The following is a 17805-nucleotide window of genomic DNA, read 5'->3' on the forward strand; positions in this document are numbered from 1 at the left end:
CCCATGGAACGCGGCGAGCGCTTCTACTACATCCACCGCAAGCTCAAGAGCGGTGCCTGCCTGCCCTTGCAGCACTTCCTCGATACGCTGGAAGTGTCGCGGGCAACCTTCAAGCGCGACCTCGAATACCTGCGCGACCGCTACGGCGCCCCCATCGTCTACGACCGCGACACCGGCGGCTACCGCTACGACGCCACCTCCCCTGACGATGCGCGCTTCGAGCTGCCGGGACTGTGGTTCTCGCCCGAGGAGCTGCACGGACTGCTGACCATGGACGCGCTCATGCAGCAGATGAGCGACGGCCTGCTCGGCGAACCGCTGCAGCTGCTGCGCCGGCGCCTGAACGAGGTTCTCGGCGACCAAGGCGTAGCTCTGGAACAACTGCGCCAGCGTGTGCGCATCTTCCCCACCGGCGTGCGCCGTCAGCTGGCGAGCTGCTTCCCCACCGTCGCACACGCCGTCATGGCGCGGCGGCGGCTGTGGATCCGCTACTGGGCGCGCACTTCGGACGCCGTCACCGAGCGCGAAGTGTCGCCGCAACGGCTGATTCACTACCGCGGCAACTGGTATCTGGACGGCTGGTGCCACCTCCGCGAAGGCCTGCGCAACTTCTCGGTCGACGCCATCACCGACATCGCCCTGCGCGACGCCGAGGCGCTGGAGATCCCCACCGAGACGCTGGAGGCGGAGCTGGGCGCGGCCTACGGCATCTTCGCCGGCCGCCCCGATCAATGGGCCGTGCTGCGCTTCTCCGCCGAGCGCTCGCGCTGGGTGCGCGATGAGATCTGGCATCCCGATCAGCGCAGCGAGCTCGATGCGCAGGGCCGCTGCACGCTGCACGTGCCCTTCCATCGCGACGAGGAGCTGGTCATGGAAATCCTGCGTCACGGCCGTGAGGTCGAGGTGCTGGAACCTCCCTCGCTGGCGGCACGGGTGCGGGAGGAAGTCGGTTTCTGAGGCGATCGACCGGCAGGCTCATCTAGTGAGCCAGCCGTGCGCGAAGCTGGCGGCACATTCGCAGAACGGAGCCCCGCCATGCCCTCCCACGCCACGCGCATCCATCCCCGCAGCCCCTCCCTTCGCCGCACCGCCAACGGCCGCGCGGTGCCTGCCGCCCACGGGCAAGCTGCCGTGCCGGCAACCGTCACTGCCCGCAAGCGACGCGAACGCACCGGCGAGACCGCGCAGCCTCGCGCGAAGCTCTGGCACATTGCCGTCGGCATGATCGCCCTGCTGTCCAGCGGTATCGAGCTGAGCTGATGCAAAGCAAAAGGGCCGGCAAATGGCCGGCTCTTTTGCTGCCTGGCGGAGGGGTGGGATTGCAGGCGGCTGCGCTGCCCGCCCGTGGGGCTCGCTGCGCTCGCGCCATCCGCCTTCGGCGGACGGTCGAACCCGGTATTGTTTTCGTGGGTTCGAATCTGGAGCAACGCGTTTCGTGCGCGAGGGCGCGCGGCATACGCGCTTTCGCAAATCTGGCGGCCGAGAGCGACGAAACGGAGAACTACGTCTACGCTATGGCCCTCTATGCGCCTCCTAAATGGCGCTACGGTCAATGGCTCGAACTGGTGGAGAGCTGCCTGCCCGCTTCGGGATTGGTACTTGAAAAAGCCGCCGTTGACGGAGTTCCGCGAGCTTTCCCGCTACGATCGAGTTTCGAGAATCAACGCCGACGCTTCGCCAAGCCGTCACATGGTCCTGCTTTCTCGAAGCGTCTCCTTGAACAGCTCGAAGGCCGTCGTCCCCCTCCGATCCGGGTAATAGAGGTGGTAGCCGGCAAAGGGCTCGCACCACGACTCCAGCAGGCGAGTGAGACGGCCATCGGCAATCGGCGCTGCCACGAGGTCCTCCAGAATGTAGAGGATGCCGAAGCCTTCAAGGGCGGAGGCCACTAGCAGCTCGCCGTCGTTGAACACCGGCCCGCGTCCTGGCACGACCGTGACCGCATGGCCGTCGCGCTCAAACGACCAGGGAGACACGTCCCCATAGGCGTTGCCATAGGCGACACAGCGATGCGCCGCGAGGTCGGCGGGCTGCATCGGCGCCGGATGGCCGCTCAGATAGCTGGGAGCGGCCACCACAGCGACGCGAAGCGGAGGCCCGACCGGCAGCGCGATCATGTCCTTTTCCAATCGCTCGCCGAGCCGGATTCCCGCGTCGTATCGCCCCGCCACGACGTCAGTCATCCCGTCCTCCACGCACACCTCCACCTCGATGCCGGGGTGGCGGCGCATGAAGGACGGGAGCATCGGCCACAGCACTGTGTCCGCGGCGTGTTTGCCCGTCGTGATCCGGACGATGCCGATAGCTGCCCCGCGCGCCTCGGACAGTGCTTCGATCTCCTCGTCCAGTCCGGCCAGTGCCGGCGACAGGGTGGCGAGCAGGCGCTCGCCGGCAGCGGTGGGGGCGACGCTGCGCGTGGTGCGGGTGAGCAGGCGAAAGCCGAGTTGGCCCTCCAGCCGCTTCATGGTCTGACTCAACGCCGACTGTGTGACACCGAGCCGCCTCGCGGCGCGCGTGAAGCTGCGGTCGGAGGCAATCGCTGCAAAGACGGCGAGGTCGCCGAACTGATCCGGACGCATTGATGATTCCTGCTACTGGGGCCTATTACTAATTAGGCCGCTATATTTATCCATTAGTGCAACTACATAGTCGATAATTGAAGAAGAGCAGGGAGGCGACTATGACGAAGGTTTGGTTGGTGACCGGCGCAAGCCGGGGACTTGGACGCGAGATCGCGCGCGCAGCGCTCGATGCGGGCGAAACGGTAGTGGCGACAGCGCGATCCCTCGACGCGGTGCTCGATGCCTTCGAGAAACACGATCGCCTGCACGCCCTCGCGCTTGATATTACCGACGCGGACGCCGCGAACTCGGTCGCCGCCGAGACCATCGAGCGGTTTGGTGCGATCGACGTGCTGGTGAACAACGCCGGCTATGCCGAATTGGGCTTCTTCGAGACCTTTACCGATGCCGCGGTACGGCGTCAGTTCGAGGTTAACCTGTTCGGCACAATGAACGTCGCGCGCGCGGTCGCCCCGCACATGCGTGTGCGTCGCTCGGGCCTCATCGTCACCATCTCGTCGGTGAGCGGGCTGGCTTCCAACGGCGGAGGAGCGGTCTACTCGGCGTCGAAGTTCGCGGTCGAGGGATGGATGGAGGGTTTTGCGCAGGAACTGGCACCCTTGGGCGTCCGCTCGCTCCTGGTCGAGCCGGGGATGCTGCGCACCGACTTCATGGACCGGAAGTCAGCGAGTTTCGGCAGCATCGACATTCCAGACTACGTAGAGGCGATCGCGCAGTATCGATCGTTCGTGGAGGGGGCCAACGGGAACCAGCCGGGCGATCCGAAGCTGCTCGCCGCGCGGGTCGTGGCGCTTGCCTCGCAGGCCGAGACGCCATCGCGCCTCGTGTTCGGCGACGACGCTCGGCAGTGGGCTGGCGCGAAGGTCGACCAATTGCGGAAGGAGATCACCCAGTCCGCCGATCGCGGCTGATACGACAGATCAGGGAGCCGGTAAGGCTCGGCCCAGCAATGATCCTCGGGCGCATTTCCGAAAGCGCAGCTCCAACTGGACGGCCGAGGTCAGACCGAGAACCATCACCGAAACGGCGCAGGCTTTCCCGGAATCCGTTCCGGGTTGCTCCTTCCAGAATGGCTGAGCGGAGATGGAGAAACGGGAATCTTTCTGCCGTTCAAATGACCGCTTCGAGGGAGACGCCGGAGGCCTCGGAACAGCGTATACGGGGTCGGAAGCTGCCGTGTCGCACTGAATCAGTTTGCAGCCCGACCGCTTGGTGGGTGTGCAGAGATCGGCAACAATAGAGGGCAATCGGCGGCCGATGGCGGAGGAGATGGGATTGCGGACGGTCGAACCCGGGCACTGTTTCGTGGGTTCGAATCTGGAGCAGCGCGCTTCAGGCGGCTCTGGCGCGAAGCTTTCGCGCTTTCGCAAATTTGGCGGAGGGGGTGGGTATTCCCTACTAAGCTCGGCTCCTGCCTCGCTAAGTAGGCCGGGGCGGGACTTCCTGTCCCGCCCTTCGAATCCCACCCCCGATACTTCCTCCACATACGAAAAAAGCCGGCGCATGGCCGGCTTCTTTCGTATCTGGCGGAGGGGGTGGGATTCGAACCCACGTGGGGCGTAAGCCCCCAACCGATTTCGAGTCGGTGCCGTTATGACCGCTTCGGTACCCCTCCGTAGGGGCGCATTCTACCGCTGAGTGACACTTCCTGAGAGAGGTGCCGTTGTGCTCCGGCCTGCCGGCTGCCGTCACACAATTCAGCAGCCGCACATTCTACAAGCGTTCGGCGCATTGGGACACGTTGTGACGATGGACCGGAGACCGCACATCCGGTCATCCATACATACCACCCGAACCGATGTGTCGGCAGCCACGATGCTGCGCTAGGCTGCGTCCATGTTCCCTGTTCCTGCGGATCCTTTGAAGCGCGCGAATGCGTTGCTCGCCCTGCGCATCGCCGGTTGGATCCTGGTCGCGCTCGGACTGGTCACGCTCAGTACACGCGCGCCGGCTCTGGCGCAGATTCGGGGCGCCGGTGTACTCCGTGTCGCAATGGTTAATGACCCGACGAGCTACTACTTGGGCCCGGCCGGCTACACCGGCTTCGATTACGACCTCGTGCGCGACTTTGCCGAGCACCTGGGCGTACGGCTCGAGATCGTCGAGGCAGCGTCAGCCGACGCCGCGCACAAGATGGTCATTCAGGGGAACGCGCAGCTGGCGGCGACGGCCAGTGCGGTCACCGCCTCGCGCAGCATGGAGCTGCGCTTCAGTCGACCTCTGCGTTACCGGACGCCGCAGCTAGTCGCGCGCAGCGGAAATGGCCATTCCAGCGATCCGGCCGAGCTCGATGCCCCCATCGTCGTCGCCGAAGGCAACGCGACCGTGGATTGGGTGCGTGAGCTGGCGCGCGACTATCCGGACCTACGCTGGGAGACGCGTGCGAACGTCGACACCGAAGCGCTGCTGCAGCGTGTGGCCAACGACGATCTGCAGCTCACCGTCGCCGGCTCGGATCTGGTGGCTATCACCGAGCGCTACTACCCGAGGCTACGGGTGCTGCGCGACATTGGAGAGCCTCGCCCCCTGGCGTGGGCGGTGGCGCGCGAAGATGGCCGGGAGCTGTCGCGCAGGCTCGCCCACTTTCTTCGCCTCATCGGGCGCGAGGAGATCATCCGCCTGCGCGACCGCTACTTCGGTCACATCAACCGCCTCAACTACGTCGACGCAGTCGCCCTCGCCACGCACTACGAAACGCGCCTGCCCCAGTATCGAGAAAAGTTCGAGGAGGCGGGTGCCGAGCAAGACATCGACTGGCGCCTGCTCGCCGCCGTGGGCTATCAGGAATCGCACTGGAACAACCGGGCGGTCAGCCCCACCGGCGTGCGCGGCCTCATGCAGATCACGCAACAGACGGCACGCTTTCTCGATATCGACGACCGTCTGGATCCGGCCGAATCCATCGACGGCGCAGCACGCTACCTGAAGTCGCTGTCGAGCCGGTTGCCAGAGAGCATCGAAGAACCCGACCGCAGCTGGTTCATGCTGGCCGCCTACAATCTCGGACTGGGCCACGTGCTGGACGCCAGGCGACTCACGGAACAGATGGGCGACACCCCTGACCGCTGGCTGGATGTCCGCCAGCATCTGCCCCTGCTCACCCAGCCACGCCATTACAAGAAGCTGCGCTACGGCTACGCCCGTGGTCCGGAGGCCGTGCAGTACGTGGGCAATGTACGCACGTACTACGACATGCTGGTCTGGTTGACCGACCGCGAGAAAGGCGCCAAGCCGCCACCGAAGAAGGACCGGGAGGAACGCGAGCTACGTCCGCCTGCCAGCCGCGATCCCTTATCAATCGAGCAGCCGATCCTCTAGCGCTTGCCTCAGCCGGGCACGCGCAGCCGCTCGACGATTCGACCCTGGCCTATGTGCTGCTCGATGATTTCGTCGACGTCGTCCTCGTCGAGGTAGCGGTACCAGACACCTTCCGGGTAGACCACGAGCATGGGCCCTTCCTCGCAGCGGTCCAGGCAACCGGCGCTGTTGATTCGCACCTTGCCCGCTCCGTTCAGGCCCAGGGCCTTGATACGCTCCTTGGCATAGGCGCGCACGCGCTCGGCACCGCGCGCGGCGCAGCATGGGCGCGCCGCGTCCGGCTCGCGCCGGTTGCAGCAGAAAAAGAGATGGTGCTCGTAATAGGGCACCGGAGCGCTCGCGCTCATGAACCGAACCCGTAATTGAGGTTGACGGCAGTGTAGGTATCGGTGTTCTCGATGCCGGATGCGACTTCACTGTTGTACTGCACTGTGTAGCTGAGCGAGGCGAAGAGATTGCCGATGATCGACAGCTGCAGCGCTGTCTCGGAATCGACGGAGGTATTCGACGATCCACTCTCGACACCCAGGGTCTGCACGAAGCGACTGGTCTCGGTGATCTGCCAGGCGTAGTCGGTGGCGAGGCTGCCGATGGCCTCGGACTCGCTGCTGCCGTCGGGCTCCTGAAACTTGATCTGCCGCATACCGGCGCCGATCTCGACATTCCATTCGTGCTGATCGCTTTTCAGCAGCCGACGGCCATAACCGACCGTTTCGGAAGTCCGCCGCCGGACACCACCGAAGAGGTCCTTCTCGAAATCCGCCGAGAAGAAAGCGAAATCGTGCTCGGTAAAGTTGAAGTCGGCCTTGTAGCCGGCGCTATAGCGCTCGACGCTAGTCTCTCCCTCATCGCGCGTCTGCAGCGTCTTGCCCTGCAGGCTGTGCTTGAAGCGCTCGCTCTCGTAAAGCAGCTGGGCGCGGAAGTTGGTCGTGCGCGACTCGCTATTGCCGCTGGCGGAGACGAAGCCCGCCGACAGCTCGCCCGACAAGCCTCGCGCGTCCTCGTCCTCAGCGATCACTGGGCCGGATGCAAGAATAAACGCCCCGACCAGCGCCGCGCAGCGCGCCGGCAGCGTGCAATACTTCACCATGTGCAAGCTTCCAAATCGTTGAAAATTGGGGCGCGAAGTTTAACAACGCGGCCCGGAGGCCGCGGATGCCGGGCCTAGACCATGTCAAGCAGAGCGTGCGCGCCGACGCCGACCTCTGCGTGAAGTGCGGACTCTGCCTGCCACACTGCCCGACCTACGCCTTGACCGGCCGCGAGGCGGAATCACCACGTGGGCGCATCGCATTGCTGCAGCATCTAGCCGAGCAGCAGGATGATCTCTCCGACCCCAGCCTAGCCACGGCCGTCGATCACTGCCTGAGCTGCCGCGCCTGCGAATCCGTCTGCCCGGCCCGCGTCCCCTACGGACGGCTCTTCGACAACGGACAGACACTGCTCGCGAGCCGGGCACCGCAACGCCTGTCGCGCCTGCGGCTACGAGGCGGGCTGCTGCACCGCCCGCGCCTGCGCCTGGGGCTACTGCGTCTGCTCTGGTTGCTTCAGCGCATCGGCTTGCTGCGCGCGCTGCAGCGTGCGCTGCGCAACCGGAGCCCGGGCCGATGGCTTCAGCGCCTGCCGCGCCTCCGGTGGCCGCGCGATCCCCGCCACGAGGCGGCGGGGACGCACTGCGACGTGGCCATATTCAGCGGCTGCCTGGGTGACAGCGCGGACCACGAGGCCGTTGGCGCACTGCGCCGCCTGCTGGATGCCGCGGGCTACCACTGCGCCGTGCCGCGCGGCCAGGGCTGCTGCGGCGCGCTGGAAGCTCACGGCGGCGATGCCGAGGCCGCCGAGTCGGCGCTGGCACACAGCGCACCGGCCTTCACGGGTGCGCGATATATCGTGCCAGTGGCCAGTGGCTGCGCGGCCTGGGTAGCGGATGCCACGGCAGCTAGCCCCACGGCGGCGCCGCCGCTGCGCGCTCAGCTCACTTCAGCCTGGGAGCTGTTGGCGGCGCGCGCCAGTAGCCTGAGCTGGGTGCAGACTGCGGAGCGGGTGGCGGTCTGGACAGCCTGCACGCAGCGCAACCGGCTGCGCGATGACGCCGCCATGCTGGCGCTACTGGAGCAGGTTCCGGGCGCGACCGTGCAACGACTGCCCGCGGGCATGCGCTGCTGCGGCGCGGCCGGGATGCATTTCCTCGACGAGATGCAGCGCGCAGACACGCTGGTAGCGCCCATCGTCGACGCACTTGCCGAGCATCCGCCAGCGATGCTTCTATGCGCCAACGTCGGCTGCCGGCTGCATATCGACGCCGCGCTGCGGCGGGCCGGGCTGGCCATTCCGGTGAGGCACCCGGCCGAATGGCTGGCCGAGCGCCTGCAGGACTCAGTCGTCGGCTGAGCGCAGCAGGCGGGACTCCAGCTGCAGCAGGATGCGCTCGGCAAGCTCGTCCTGCAGGAACTCGGCGAGCCGTGCCTCCTCGGCCTCCTTGGGCAGGATCTGCTCGGTGGGGAAGCTGAGCGCGCGGCGCGCCGACAGCGTCTGAGGCGGCACCAACATGCCCTCGCTATCGGCCAGCCTGAAGGTGACCTCTACCTGGATCTCGAACTCTATGGCCCGGCCCTGCGTGCTGACGGAGAGCACCTCCGAGCGCTGCTGGATGTTGCTGAGGGTGAGCACCGAATCGGCGGTGGCCGCCGCGCCAGTGACGTCGGCGCCGCGCCGACGCAGCCGGGCACGCAGCGCCGTCTCGATGGCCGGCTCCTCGGCGCTATAGGGCTGCTCACTTTCCAGGAAGACGCGCTGCAGCGGCCCCGGAAGCGGCCGGCTGCCCTGCATGCGGAAGCCGCAGCCCGACAGGGCCAGCGGTGGCAGAGCCAGTAGTAAAGCGCGGCGGCGCATCACACCACCAGATTCACGAGACGACCGGGCACCACGATCTTCTTGCGCAGCGGCTGCTCGCCGAGGAAACGGGCGACCGATTCCTCGGCCGTGGCGGCGGCGATGATCGCCTCCTCGTCGGCGTCGGCCGGCACGGTGACGCGACCGCGCAGCTTGCCGTTGACCTGCACGACCAGCGTGACGTCATCGCTGACCAGCGCCTGCGCATCGGCCGTCGGCCAGGGCGCGTCGATCACCGGTTGCTCGTGACCCAGTTCGCGCCACAGCGCGTGGCTGATGTGCGGCGTGATCGGCGCCAGCACCCGCAGCAGCGCCTCGATCAGCTCGCGCACGACAGCGTGCACGGCCGGCCTGCTGCCATCGGCGCGACCAGCGGCGTTGAGCAGTTCCATGCAGGCCGCGACGGCGGTGTTGAAGATCTGGCGGCGGTTGACGTCGTCGTCGATCTTGCGCAAGGCCTCGTGCAGCTGGCGACGCAGCGCGCTCGCCGCCTCTTCGGCCGCCGGATCGGCATCGGCGGCGACAGGGCCGGCGGCGAGATGCTCGTGCACCAGGCGCCACAGACGCCGCAGGAAGCGGCTGGCGCCTTCCAGGCCGGCATCGCTCCATTCCAGCGACTGCTCGGGCGGTGCGGCGAACATCATGAACAGGCGTACAGCATCGGCACCGTGGGCGTCGATCATGGCCTGCGGGTCGACGCCGTTGTTCTTGGATTTCGACATCTTCTCGATGGCCCCCACCTGCACGGAGGCGCCATCAGCCAGGGCCACGGCCTGGCTGCGGTCGCCGGCATCGAGCTGTACTTCGCCGGGGTTGAACCACTGCCGCCGGCCATCCGCCTGCTCGCGGAAAAAGGTGGGCGCGACAACCATGCCCTGCGTCAGCAAGCGCGCGAAGGGCTCGTCGCAGTCGAGCAGCCCCTGGTCGCGCATCGCCTTGGTGAAGAAGCGGGCGTAGAGCAGGTGCAGCACGGCGTGCTCGACGCCGCCCACGTACTGGTCCACCGGCATCCAGCGACGCGCATCCTCATCGACCATGGCCGTATCGCTGTGGGCGCTGGCGAAGCGCGCGAAATACCAGGAGGAGTCGATGAAGGTATCGAAGGTATCCGTCTCGCGGCGCGCCGCGGCGCCGCACTTCGGGCAGCTGCAGTCGACGAAGTCCGAGTGCTTTGCCAACGGGTTGCCGGAGCCGTCCGGACGCAGATTCTCGGGAAGCTTCACCGGTAGTTCGGATTCCGGCACCGGCACGGCGCCGCAGCCCTCGCAATAGATCACGGGAATCGGGCAGCCCCAGTAGCGCTGGCGCGACACGCCCCAGTCGCGCAGGCGGAAGTTTTTGCGCACGCGGCCGATACCGGCCGCCTGCAGCTTCTCCGCCACGGCATTGAAGGCCTGCTCGAAGTTCATGCCGTCGAACTCGCCGGAGTTGTGCACGATGCCCTTGTCGCTATAGGCGCCCTCGCTGACGTCGGCCGGTCCCGAGGTATCCGGGCCGATGACCGGGCGGATGGGCAGGCCATAGGCCGTGGCGAAGGCGTGATCGCGCTCGTCGTGCGCCGGCACCGCCATGACTGCACCGGCGCCGTAGGCCATCAGAACGAAGTTGGCGACCCAGATGGGGACAGTCTCGCCGGTTATGGGATGCACGGCGTCGATGCCCAGCGGCATGCCGCGCTTCTCGGCGGTCTCCAGATTCGCCTCGGAAACGCCGCTGCGCTGCAGCTCGTTAACGAAGGTGGCGACATCCGGATCGCGCTCGGCGGCTTCGCGCGCCAGCGGATGCTGCGGGGCCACCGCCATGTAGGTGACACCGCCGATGGTGTCCGGCCGCGTGGTGTAGACGCTGAGGCGCTCGTCGCGGCCAACCAGCGCGAAGTCGATCTCCACGCCATAGGAACGGCCGATCCAGTTCGCCTGCATGGTGCGCACGGCTTCCGGCCAGCTGCCCTCCAGCTTTTCCAGATCGTCGACCAACTGGTCGGCGTAGTCGGTGATGCGTATGAACCACTGCGGAATCTCGCGCTGCTCGACCTCGGCGCCGGAGCGCCAACCCCGCCCGTCGATGACCTGCTCGTTGGCGAGCACTGTCTGATCAATCGGGTCCCAGTTCACGACGGCGCTGCGCCGCTCGACCAAACCGGCTTCCCACAGCTTCAGGAAGAACCACTGCTGCCAGCGGTAGTAGCCCGGATCGCAGGTCGCGAATTCGCGAGACCAGTCGTAGCCGAAACCCAGCCGCTGCAGCTGCGCGCGCATGGCGTCGATGTTGGCGCGTGTCCATTCGCCGGGCGCCACGCCGCGATCCATCGCCGCGTTTTCGGCCGGCAGGCCGAAGGCGTCCCAGCCCATGGGCTGCAGCACGCGGTCGCCCTGCATGCGGCGCACGCGTGCGATGACGTCGCCGATGGTGTAGTTGCGCACATGCCCCATGTGCAGCTTGCCGCTGGGATAGGGAAACATCGACAGGCAGTAGAAATGCCGGCGCGGGTCTTCGCCGGCGCCGGGCGCGATCCTGAAGCTGTCATTCTCGCGCCAGTATTGCTGCGCGGCCTGCTCGACGGCGGCCGCATCGTATTCCTGCTGCATTGCGCTGGGCTGTCCGGATTCGGGAAGCGCGCATGGTAGCGCGCGCGCAACAAAAAGACCCGGCCGGAGCCGGGTCTAGAGTCCCTCTACCGCTCTTCCGGCCTAGCGCAGGCCGAGGTCACGCAAAGCGGCGGGGCTGAAATCAGCCGGCGTCCGGTCGATGGGCTGATAAACCACTTCCTTGTCGTTGCGCAGCGACAGGGCGATGTAACGCCCGGATTGCAGGTCGTGCTTGACCTCCACGCCCGGGGACAGGAAAGGCACATCGTAGTAGCTGTACTTGTGATCCTCGTCCACGCGCCACAGCTGGTCGCGGTTGTCATACTTGTCCGTGACCGAAATGCCCCAGCTGTCCTCGTCGAGGTAGAAGACACGGCGCTTGTAGATGTGTGATGTGCCTTCCTTCAGATTCGCCTCGACCACCCACACCCGGTGCAGTTCGTAGCGCGAGTGCTCCTGGTTGATGTGGTTGGCCTGGACGATGTCGCTGACATCGTGATCCGGACCGTTGACGTCATAGCTGTTGTAGGGGATGTACATCTCCTTCTTCCCCACCAACTTCCAGTCATAGCGGTCGGTCGCACCGTTGTACATGCCGAAGTCGTCATTGGTGCGCAGAGCATCCGCCGCCGTTCCGGGATTGTCGTAGGCCACGTTCGGCGCCAGGCGCACGCGGCGCTGACCCGGGTTGTAAGTCCACGCACGCCGCGGCTGCTTGACTTGGTTGGCGTACTCGTGAACCAGCAACGCGCTACCGGCCAGACGCGGTGGCTCGGTGATCACCTGCAGGAAGTAGAACAGCATGTTGTCTTCCCGCTCGCTGGGCGACTTCTGCTGATTGCTGTAGATGAAGTCGTACTCGTAGTCGAAATCCACCAGCGTGTAGTCGCCGCCCTTGGTCACGGCCGCCTGTGCCCAAGTCGTCTTGTAGGTATCGCCGCGATAGTGGGTCAGGTGATTCCAGATCGCCTCCAGACCGCTCTCGGGAATCGGGAAGGGCACCCCGCCAGTGGTACCTTCAAAGCCGTTGCCGCTCTCAATCAGCTCGACCTTGGTGGCATTGGCGCGCGTTTCGTCGTAGAGACCCTGTGGATAGGCCGTGCTCCGGCGCGTCGGATAGACGTGCATCTTGTAGCCCGGATAGCGCGTGAGCAGCGCAATCTGTCCCGGGGAGAGATTCTCCTCGTACTCCTTGTAGTTGTTGCCGGTGATGGTGAAGAGCCGCTCGTCGTCTGCGAATGGGTCGGGATAGTGCCCGCCCTCTTCGAAGCCGGCGGGAACGTCGGTAAAGCCGCCGTCCCAGGCCGGGATGGTGCCGGCCTCGTTGCCTGCCTTCTCGGCACCGATCGGCGTCAGATCCTGGCCGAGGCGCTGTGCCTCTTCCTCGGATACTGCGGCGTGAGCCGAGAACACGATGGAACCCAGCAGCAGCGCGGTAAGCGATTGTCTTGTCGTAATCATAAATAGTGTCCCGTGCTGGAGGAATTTCTAGAAGGAGTAGGTGATGCTCGCCGAGACGAAGTCACGGTCCACGTTCGCGTTGGCGTGGGTCGAGAACGCCTGTGGCTGGCCAGGGAACGCTGAGCCCGGGGCATTCGGGTCGTCTTCCCCTCGGAAAATCTCCCCTCCGAAGAAATTCGTATAGCTGATATCGAAGGTCCAGTCCTGCAGATAGTTGACGTTGGCACCGACGATGACGGCGTACTGATCCTCGGTGAAGCTCGGCCCGACGCCGTTGACGTCATGAGCGAATACCAAGCGCGGAGACACCGTGGCCGAGCCGATGAGGTTGTCGTAGTCCAGACGTCCCAGGATTCGATAGCCCCAGGAAGTGCTCGTGACATAGCCACCTGGCTGAGTGGACCCGCCAGACAGCGCGCTTGCTGACGCTTGCTGCGCCGGCAAAGCAACGCCCGGCCCGTTGAACAGGTAGCCATCGGGCAAGTCCAGATAGGTGACACCGGCCTCACCGAGCATCACGAACTGACTCGCCCCGAAGCGCGGGCCGAAGGTCTGGGTGGCAGTCATCTGGAACTGGTGCTGATCAACCCGTTCCCAACCGCGAACCACGTCCCCGTTATTGGCCGGGCCGCGCTGATCCGTGATGTTGTTGGGCACGTTCGGGCTCGGGAAACCGACCCCGCGAAGATCGAGTGACTGGAGAAGCACCTCGACCGCCGACAGCTGCAGCGGCACGTTGGGCCGATACGAGTATTCCCCCTGCAGCGCGATACCCATCGGCCCGAGGGTGTTGAAGCTGAGGCCGAAGAGATCGATGTTCTCCGGGTACTCAACGAAGTAGCTTGCGAGCTCCGCCCCGGTCGGCTGACGCGTGCCGGAGGCATCCGCGTAACCGACGGGAGCCCCCTTGACCGCAGAGATCAGAGGCAGACGGCTGTCGTAGTTGAGGTAGTAAAGACCGAACTCGGTGTTGTTCAACCACTGCGCGAAATACCGGAAAGCAACGCCGTACTGCTCATCACCATCCGGCTTGCTGACCCAAGAACGATCCACCCATAGTTGGGCTTCCGGACCACCGAGTGGAATAGGGCCCCGGGTGTCGTCAGCGCGGCGCCCGAAGCCGAGAAAAGCCTTGTCGCCGTCAAGCGAAGCGATGTCACTGGTCGAGAAGTAAGCCCCTTTGGGGTCGATCTCGACCTCGTCGAAGCTGGTGATGTAGAGCGCCTCCATGCTCAGATTGCGCGTCAGCGTGTAGCTGATGTGCGCCATGGGCGAGGGAATCAGCGCATCGCGCAGGCGTGCGCCCGGCGTGCGGAAATTCGCCACGTCAATGGCGTTGATGACGTTGATACCGTTCTGGATGAAGGTCGACTCGCCCCAGCTCACGACCTGACGGCCAAGACGAATCCGCAGGCTGCGATTGAATACGCGGAAGCGCCCTTGGACGAAGAGGTCGAGCAGATCATTGGAGCGACCGTCGCGCGATTCGCCCTGCGGGCCCAAACGGCTGGAGCTACCGCGGTTCTTGAAGTCGTAGTCGAAACGGAAGCGCGTGAAGAAGGAAAAATTCTCCCACTGCGCAAGGAATTCGTGTGAGGACGCGGCCACCACCGAAGTGAATTCTCCCGCTTCGTAGTTGAGGTTGCCGTTGTCGCCATTGACCGATCGCGACTGACCGCGCTCACCGTCGCTATCGAAATTGGCGATCCCGTAATTCGCCGGATCGGGATCCTCGGTCCGCATCGTCGCACCCAGCGGTCGTGTCCCACGACGTGGTGTAAGTGATTGGGTGTCACCGGTGGCAACTGGTTTAGGTTTGGATTGCGACGACCAACCTTCACCGAGGAACCACCGATGACCGATGAGATGATGAACCTGCGAGCGCTGCTGGAGAAGAGCCCGGACGCTGATTTGCTGCGTGAGATGATTGGTTTTGCCAGTCAGCGCCTGATGGAGCTGGAGATTGGCGCCCGCACGGGTGCGGGTTACGGCGAGAAGAGCGCCGAGCGTCTGGTGCAGCGCAATGGCTACCGCGAGCGTGACTGGCAGACGCGGGCCGGGACCGTGGAGCTGCGCATTCCCAAGCTGCGCAAGGGCAGCTACTTCCCGGGCTTTCTGGAGCCCCGACGGATGTCGGAGAAGGCACTGACGGCGGTGATTCAGGAGGCCTACATCCAGGGGATCTCGACCCGCTCGGTCGATGATCTGGTGCAGGCCATGGGCGGCACCGGCGTCTCGAAGAGCCAGGTCTCGCGGCTGTGCGAGGAGATCGACGAGCGCGTCCACGCGTTTCTGGAGCGACCGATCGAGGGGGACTGGCCCTACCTGTGGATCGATGCCACCTACGTCAAAGTCCGACAAGCCGGCCGGATCATCTCGGTGGCGGTGATTGTCGCGGTCGGCGTCAACGACGATGGCCGCCGCGAGGTGCTTGGCATGGATATCGGCCCGTCGGAGGCCGAGACCTTCTGGAAGGACTTTCTGCGCAAGCTCGCGCGGCGAGGACTGCGGGGCGTCAAGCTGGTGATCTCCGATAGCCACGAAGGCATCAAGGCGGCTGTCTCCAAGGTCTTCACCGCCACCTGGCAGCGCTGCCGTGTCCATTTCATGCGCAACGCTCTGGCACATGCCGGCAAGAGTGGCCGGCGCGTGGTCTCCGCCTTCATCGCCACCGCCTTCGCCCAGAATGACGCCGAGGCAGCGCGCCAGCAGTGGCGCCACGTCGCCGACCAACTCCGCAGCAGCGTGCCCAAGCTCGCCACGCTCATGGACGACGCCGAAACCGACGTACTGGCCTACATGGACTTCCCCGCCGCCCACCGCGTGAAGCTGCACAGCACCAACCCGCTGGAACGTCTCAACGGCGAGATCAAGCGACGCACCGAGGTTGTCGGCATCTTCCCCAACGAAGCGGCAATCCGGCGCCTCGTCGGCGCCATCCTCCTGGAACAGAACGACGAGTGGGCCGTGCAACGTGCCCGCTACATGACCCGGGAAACCATCACCGAGGTCATCCATCCACCCGCCATGCAACTGCCGGCTGTGGCAGCCTAAGCAACGCAGCCAGCCGAACCGGTAGCCACCGTCATACCCAAGGAGCTACACCACGGCTAGGGACACGACCCACCCAGCGAGAGCTGCGTGTTGAAATTTCCGCTGATGGGGCCGAAGTCGTAACTAAGGGAATGTGCCTGGAAGCTGCTCACAGCCCCCAGCAACACCAACCAGCGAAGCTGGTGGATAGATCTAGCCACGGCGTGTCTCCTCGTTATGGCAATAGGTAGTTATCTACAGTCGCCTCGGCGGGCGACTTACAACCAACATACTGCAAAGCAAAGAGGGTGGGAACCCCACCGAAAATACCTTTATTGCCGGGCCGTGATGCATTCCCCGCGGTGGTGGGTCCTGGTCGGCGTCTACTCGAAGCTGAGCCGATAGCCGGCGGCTTTCAGCTGACCGGCTTCACGCTCAAGGTCCGCGCGAGTCAGGGGGTTACCTTCCAGCCAGCCGGTCGGCATCCGCAAGCGCAGGGAATCCCCGGTCGCCTCCAGAACGAAGTCGGGGACCACGCCCGGCTTGCGCGATCGATTGAGCAGATAGGCCAGACGCAGCAGCAGAGCGAGGCGGCGCACCGCCACTATCCATCCCGGTGGCACCCGCTCAAAGGCGCTTTTCGCCAGCTTGCCGCGGTGAAGGCGAACGAGCACCGCTACCAGCGTCTGCTCGGTCTGCGAGAAGCCTTGAATGTCGCTGTTGCGCAGGATGTACTCGCTGTGCTTGTGGTAGCCGGAGTGCGAGATCGACAGGCCGGCCTCGTGCAACAGCGCCGCCCACTCCAGCAGCCGCTCGTGCTGGCGCGCTTCCAGGCCCCAGCTTGCCGCCACCTGCCGCAGCCCGTGCCGCGCCGTGTCGGCCACGTCGCGGGCGTGTGCCTCATCGACGCCGTAACGGCGCGCTGTGGCGAGCACGCTCTCGCTGCGGATGGCATCCCCACCGTTGCGCTCGCATAGATCGTAGACCAGCCCCTCGCGCAGCGCGCGCTCCGAGGTGCGCATCGCCGCGATGCCCAGACTATCGAAGATGCCGACCAGCGCGGCAAGCCCGCCCGGAAATACCGGGCGGCGATCGTCGCGCAGGCCCTCGAAGCGAATCGCATCGATACTGCCGGTGTCGATCACCAGCTCGACAAGCCGCTCCAGCCCGTCGCGGGTAATGACGTCATCGCACCAGCCGCGCGCCATCAGCACGCGCCAGATGCCGCGTACCGTGCCCGAGGAGCCGATGGCGATATCCCAGCCAGCATCGCGATAGCTTCGCTCCATATATTCCAGCTCGAGCTGCGCGGCCAGCCGCGCCGCGCGGAAGCGCTTGCGCGTGATCTGCCCGTCGGCGAAGAAGCGCTGCGTATGCACGACGCACCCCAGCGACACGCTCTCCATCAATCGCGGCCCACCGGGATCGCCGATCACGAGCTCCGTGCTACCGCCGCCGATGTCGACCACCAGCCGCCGTGGCAGCTCGGATTCCAGTCCACGCGTGACACCTTCGTAAACCAGACGGGCTTCCTCGGCGCCGGATACGACCTCGATCTCGTGGCCCAGCCGGGCTTCGGCCTGCGTGATGAAGTCGCCCCCCGAGCGCATCTCGCGCAGCGTGTTCGTGCCCACAACACGCACCCGATTCGCCGGCAGGTGGCGAATGCGCTCGCCGAATCGATCCAGGCACGCCAGCGCGCGGTTGCCCACCTCGGCGCTCAAGCGGCTATCGGCATCGAGACCGCCGGCCAGCCGAACCGGCTCGCGCAGGCGGTCTACCACCTGCATCAGGCCCTCCTCGCCGACACGGGCGACGAGCAGATGGAAGCTGTTCGAGCCTAGATCCACTGCCGCCAGCTCCTCGGCGGCATCGGGGGCGGACGCGTTGGATCGCGGCGCGTGCAGAGCAGGGTCGGTGTCGGCCATGGC

14 protein-coding genes and 1 tRNA gene are annotated in these 17805 nt (G+C 65.5%); 6 read left to right on the forward strand and 9 right to left on the reverse strand.

The features are described from left to right. The first annotated feature begins 3 nt into the window (after positions 1 to 3). Positions 4 to 957 (forward strand): helix-turn-helix transcriptional regulator, encoded by a 954-nt coding sequence (locus U743_RS11525; protein ID WP_043768482.1) that lies wholly within the window; start codon positions 4 to 6, stop codon positions 955 to 957. 78 nt (positions 958 to 1035) lie between these two features. Further along, positions 1036 to 1260 carry a hypothetical protein gene (locus U743_RS11530; protein WP_043768484.1) on the forward strand — a complete coding sequence of 75 codons (225 nt, stop codon included), beginning with the start codon at positions 1036 to 1038 and terminating at the stop codon, positions 1258 to 1260. 425 nt (positions 1261 to 1685) lie between these two features. On the opposite strand, the gene U743_RS11535 is transcribed toward U743_RS11530, so the two are convergent. Continuing rightward, on the reverse strand, positions 1686 to 2579 hold the full coding sequence (locus U743_RS11535) for a LysR family transcriptional regulator (RefSeq protein ID WP_043768486.1): 894 nt from the start codon (positions 2577 to 2579) through the stop codon (positions 1686 to 1688). Positions 2580 to 2680: 101 nt separating this feature from the next. Here U743_RS11535 and U743_RS11540 point away from each other — a divergent pair, with 101 nt between their 5' ends. After that, positions 2681 to 3493, forward strand: a complete 813-nt coding sequence (locus tag U743_RS11540) for an SDR family NAD(P)-dependent oxidoreductase (protein ID WP_043768488.1) — start codon at positions 2681 to 2683, stop codon at positions 3491 to 3493. A 613-nt stretch (positions 3494 to 4106) separates the two neighbouring features. Here the strand turns inward: U743_RS11540 and U743_RS11545 are convergent. Then, a tRNA-Ser gene (locus U743_RS11545) sits at positions 4107 to 4197 on the reverse strand. A gap of 221 nt (positions 4198 to 4418) precedes the next feature. Here U743_RS11545 and mltF point away from each other — a divergent pair. Then, complete coding sequence (gene mltF / locus U743_RS11550) at positions 4419 to 5900, forward strand: membrane-bound lytic murein transglycosylase MltF (RefSeq protein WP_084191499.1); 1482 nt, start codon at positions 4419 to 4421, stop codon at positions 5898 to 5900. 8 nt (positions 5901 to 5908) lie between these two features. On the opposite strand, the gene U743_RS11555 is transcribed toward mltF, so the two are convergent. Next, on the reverse strand, positions 5909 to 6247 hold the full coding sequence (locus U743_RS11555; RefSeq protein ID WP_043768490.1) for a (2Fe-2S) ferredoxin domain-containing protein: 339 nt from the start codon (positions 6245 to 6247) through the stop codon (positions 5909 to 5911). Then, complete coding sequence (locus U743_RS11560; RefSeq protein WP_084191500.1) at positions 6244 to 6990, reverse strand: DUF481 domain-containing protein; 747 nt, start codon at positions 6988 to 6990, stop codon at positions 6244 to 6246. The genes U743_RS11555 and U743_RS11560 overlap by 4 nt, the downstream gene beginning before the upstream one ends. Positions 6991 to 7055: 65 nt before the next feature. Here U743_RS11560 and U743_RS11565 point away from each other — a divergent pair, with 65 nt between their 5' ends. Next, a complete protein-coding gene (locus tag U743_RS11565; protein ID WP_052367999.1) occupies positions 7056 to 8291 on the forward strand; it encodes a (Fe-S)-binding protein in 1236 nt (411 codons plus the stop codon). Here the strand turns inward: U743_RS11565 and U743_RS11570 are convergent. From U743_RS11570 to U743_RS11585, 4 genes are all read right to left on the reverse strand, one after another. Beyond that, positions 8277 to 8792 carry an LPS-assembly lipoprotein LptE gene (locus tag U743_RS11570; protein WP_156966419.1) on the reverse strand — a complete coding sequence of 172 codons (516 nt, stop codon included), beginning with the start codon at positions 8790 to 8792 and terminating at the stop codon, positions 8277 to 8279. The genes U743_RS11565 and U743_RS11570 overlap by 15 nt on opposite strands. Then, the gene (leuS, locus tag U743_RS11575) at positions 8792 to 11380 is read right to left on the reverse strand and encodes a leucine--tRNA ligase (protein WP_043768492.1); all 2589 of its coding nucleotides are present in this window, start codon (positions 11378 to 11380) and stop codon (positions 8792 to 8794) included. Before leuS ends, U743_RS11570 begins: the two co-directional genes overlap by 1 nt. Positions 11381 to 11482: 102 nt before the next feature. Continuing rightward, on the reverse strand, positions 11483 to 12841 hold the full coding sequence (locus U743_RS11580) for a DUF1329 domain-containing protein (protein WP_043768494.1): 1359 nt from the start codon (positions 12839 to 12841) through the stop codon (positions 11483 to 11485). A gap of 27 nt (positions 12842 to 12868) precedes the next feature. After that, positions 12869 to 14785 (reverse strand): DUF1302 domain-containing protein, encoded by a 1917-nt coding sequence (locus U743_RS11585; protein ID WP_332248730.1) that lies wholly within the window; start codon positions 14783 to 14785, stop codon positions 12869 to 12871. On the opposite strand from U743_RS11585, the gene U743_RS11590 reads away from it, so the two are divergent. Beyond that, on the forward strand, positions 14696 to 15895 hold the full coding sequence (locus U743_RS11590) for an IS256 family transposase (protein WP_043764746.1): 1200 nt from the start codon (positions 14696 to 14698) through the stop codon (positions 15893 to 15895). The genes U743_RS11585 and U743_RS11590 overlap by 90 nt on opposite strands. A gap of 362 nt (positions 15896 to 16257) precedes the next feature. Here the strand turns inward: U743_RS11590 and U743_RS11595 are convergent, their stop codons facing one another. After that, complete coding sequence (locus tag U743_RS11595) at positions 16258 to 17802, reverse strand: Ppx/GppA phosphatase family protein (protein WP_084191778.1); 1545 nt, start codon at positions 17800 to 17802, stop codon at positions 16258 to 16260. Positions 17803 to 17805: the final 3 nt, after the last annotated feature.

This window comes from Algiphilus aromaticivorans DG1253, assembly GCF_000733765.1.
GTDB lineage: Bacteria > Pseudomonadota > Gammaproteobacteria > Nevskiales > Nevskiaceae > Algiphilus > Algiphilus aromaticivorans.

Bases quoted from the DNA above. Each gene is read 5' to 3' on its own strand.
- U743_RS11525 (WP_043768482.1), top strand. From the start codon at position 4: ATGGAACGCGGCGAGCGCTTCTACTACATCCACCGCAAGCTCAAGAGC.
- U743_RS11530 (WP_043768484.1), top strand. From the start codon at position 1,036: ATGCCCTCCCACGCCACGCGCATCCATCCCCGCAGCCCCTCCCTTCGC.
- U743_RS11535 (WP_043768486.1), bottom strand. From the start codon at position 2,579: ATGCGTCCGGATCAGTTCGGCGACCTCGCCGTCTTTGCAGCGATTGCC.
- U743_RS11540 (WP_043768488.1), top strand. From the start codon at position 2,681: ATGACGAAGGTTTGGTTGGTGACCGGCGCAAGCCGGGGACTTGGACGC.
- mltF (WP_084191499.1), top strand. From the start codon at position 4,419: ATGTTCCCTGTTCCTGCGGATCCTTTGAAGCGCGCGAATGCGTTGCTC.
- U743_RS11555 (WP_043768490.1), bottom strand. From the start codon at position 6,247: ATGAGCGCGAGCGCTCCGGTGCCCTATTACGAGCACCATCTCTTTTTC.
- U743_RS11560 (WP_084191500.1), bottom strand. From the start codon at position 6,990: ATGGTGAAGTATTGCACGCTGCCGGCGCGCTGCGCGGCGCTGGTCGGG.
- U743_RS11565 (WP_052367999.1), top strand. From the start codon at position 7,056: ATGCCGGGCCTAGACCATGTCAAGCAGAGCGTGCGCGCCGACGCCGAC.
- U743_RS11570 (WP_156966419.1), bottom strand. From the start codon at position 8,792: ATGCGCCGCCGCGCTTTACTACTGGCTCTGCCACCGCTGGCCCTGTCG.
- leuS (WP_043768492.1), bottom strand. From the start codon at position 11,380: ATGCAGCAGGAATACGATGCGGCCGCCGTCGAGCAGGCCGCGCAGCAA.
- U743_RS11580 (WP_043768494.1), bottom strand. From the start codon at position 12,841: ATGATTACGACAAGACAATCGCTTACCGCGCTGCTGCTGGGTTCCATC.
- U743_RS11590 (WP_043764746.1), top strand. From the start codon at position 14,696: ATGACCGATGAGATGATGAACCTGCGAGCGCTGCTGGAGAAGAGCCCG.
- U743_RS11595 (WP_084191778.1), bottom strand. From the start codon at position 17,802: ATGGCCGACACCGACCCTGCTCTGCACGCGCCGCGATCCAACGCGTCC.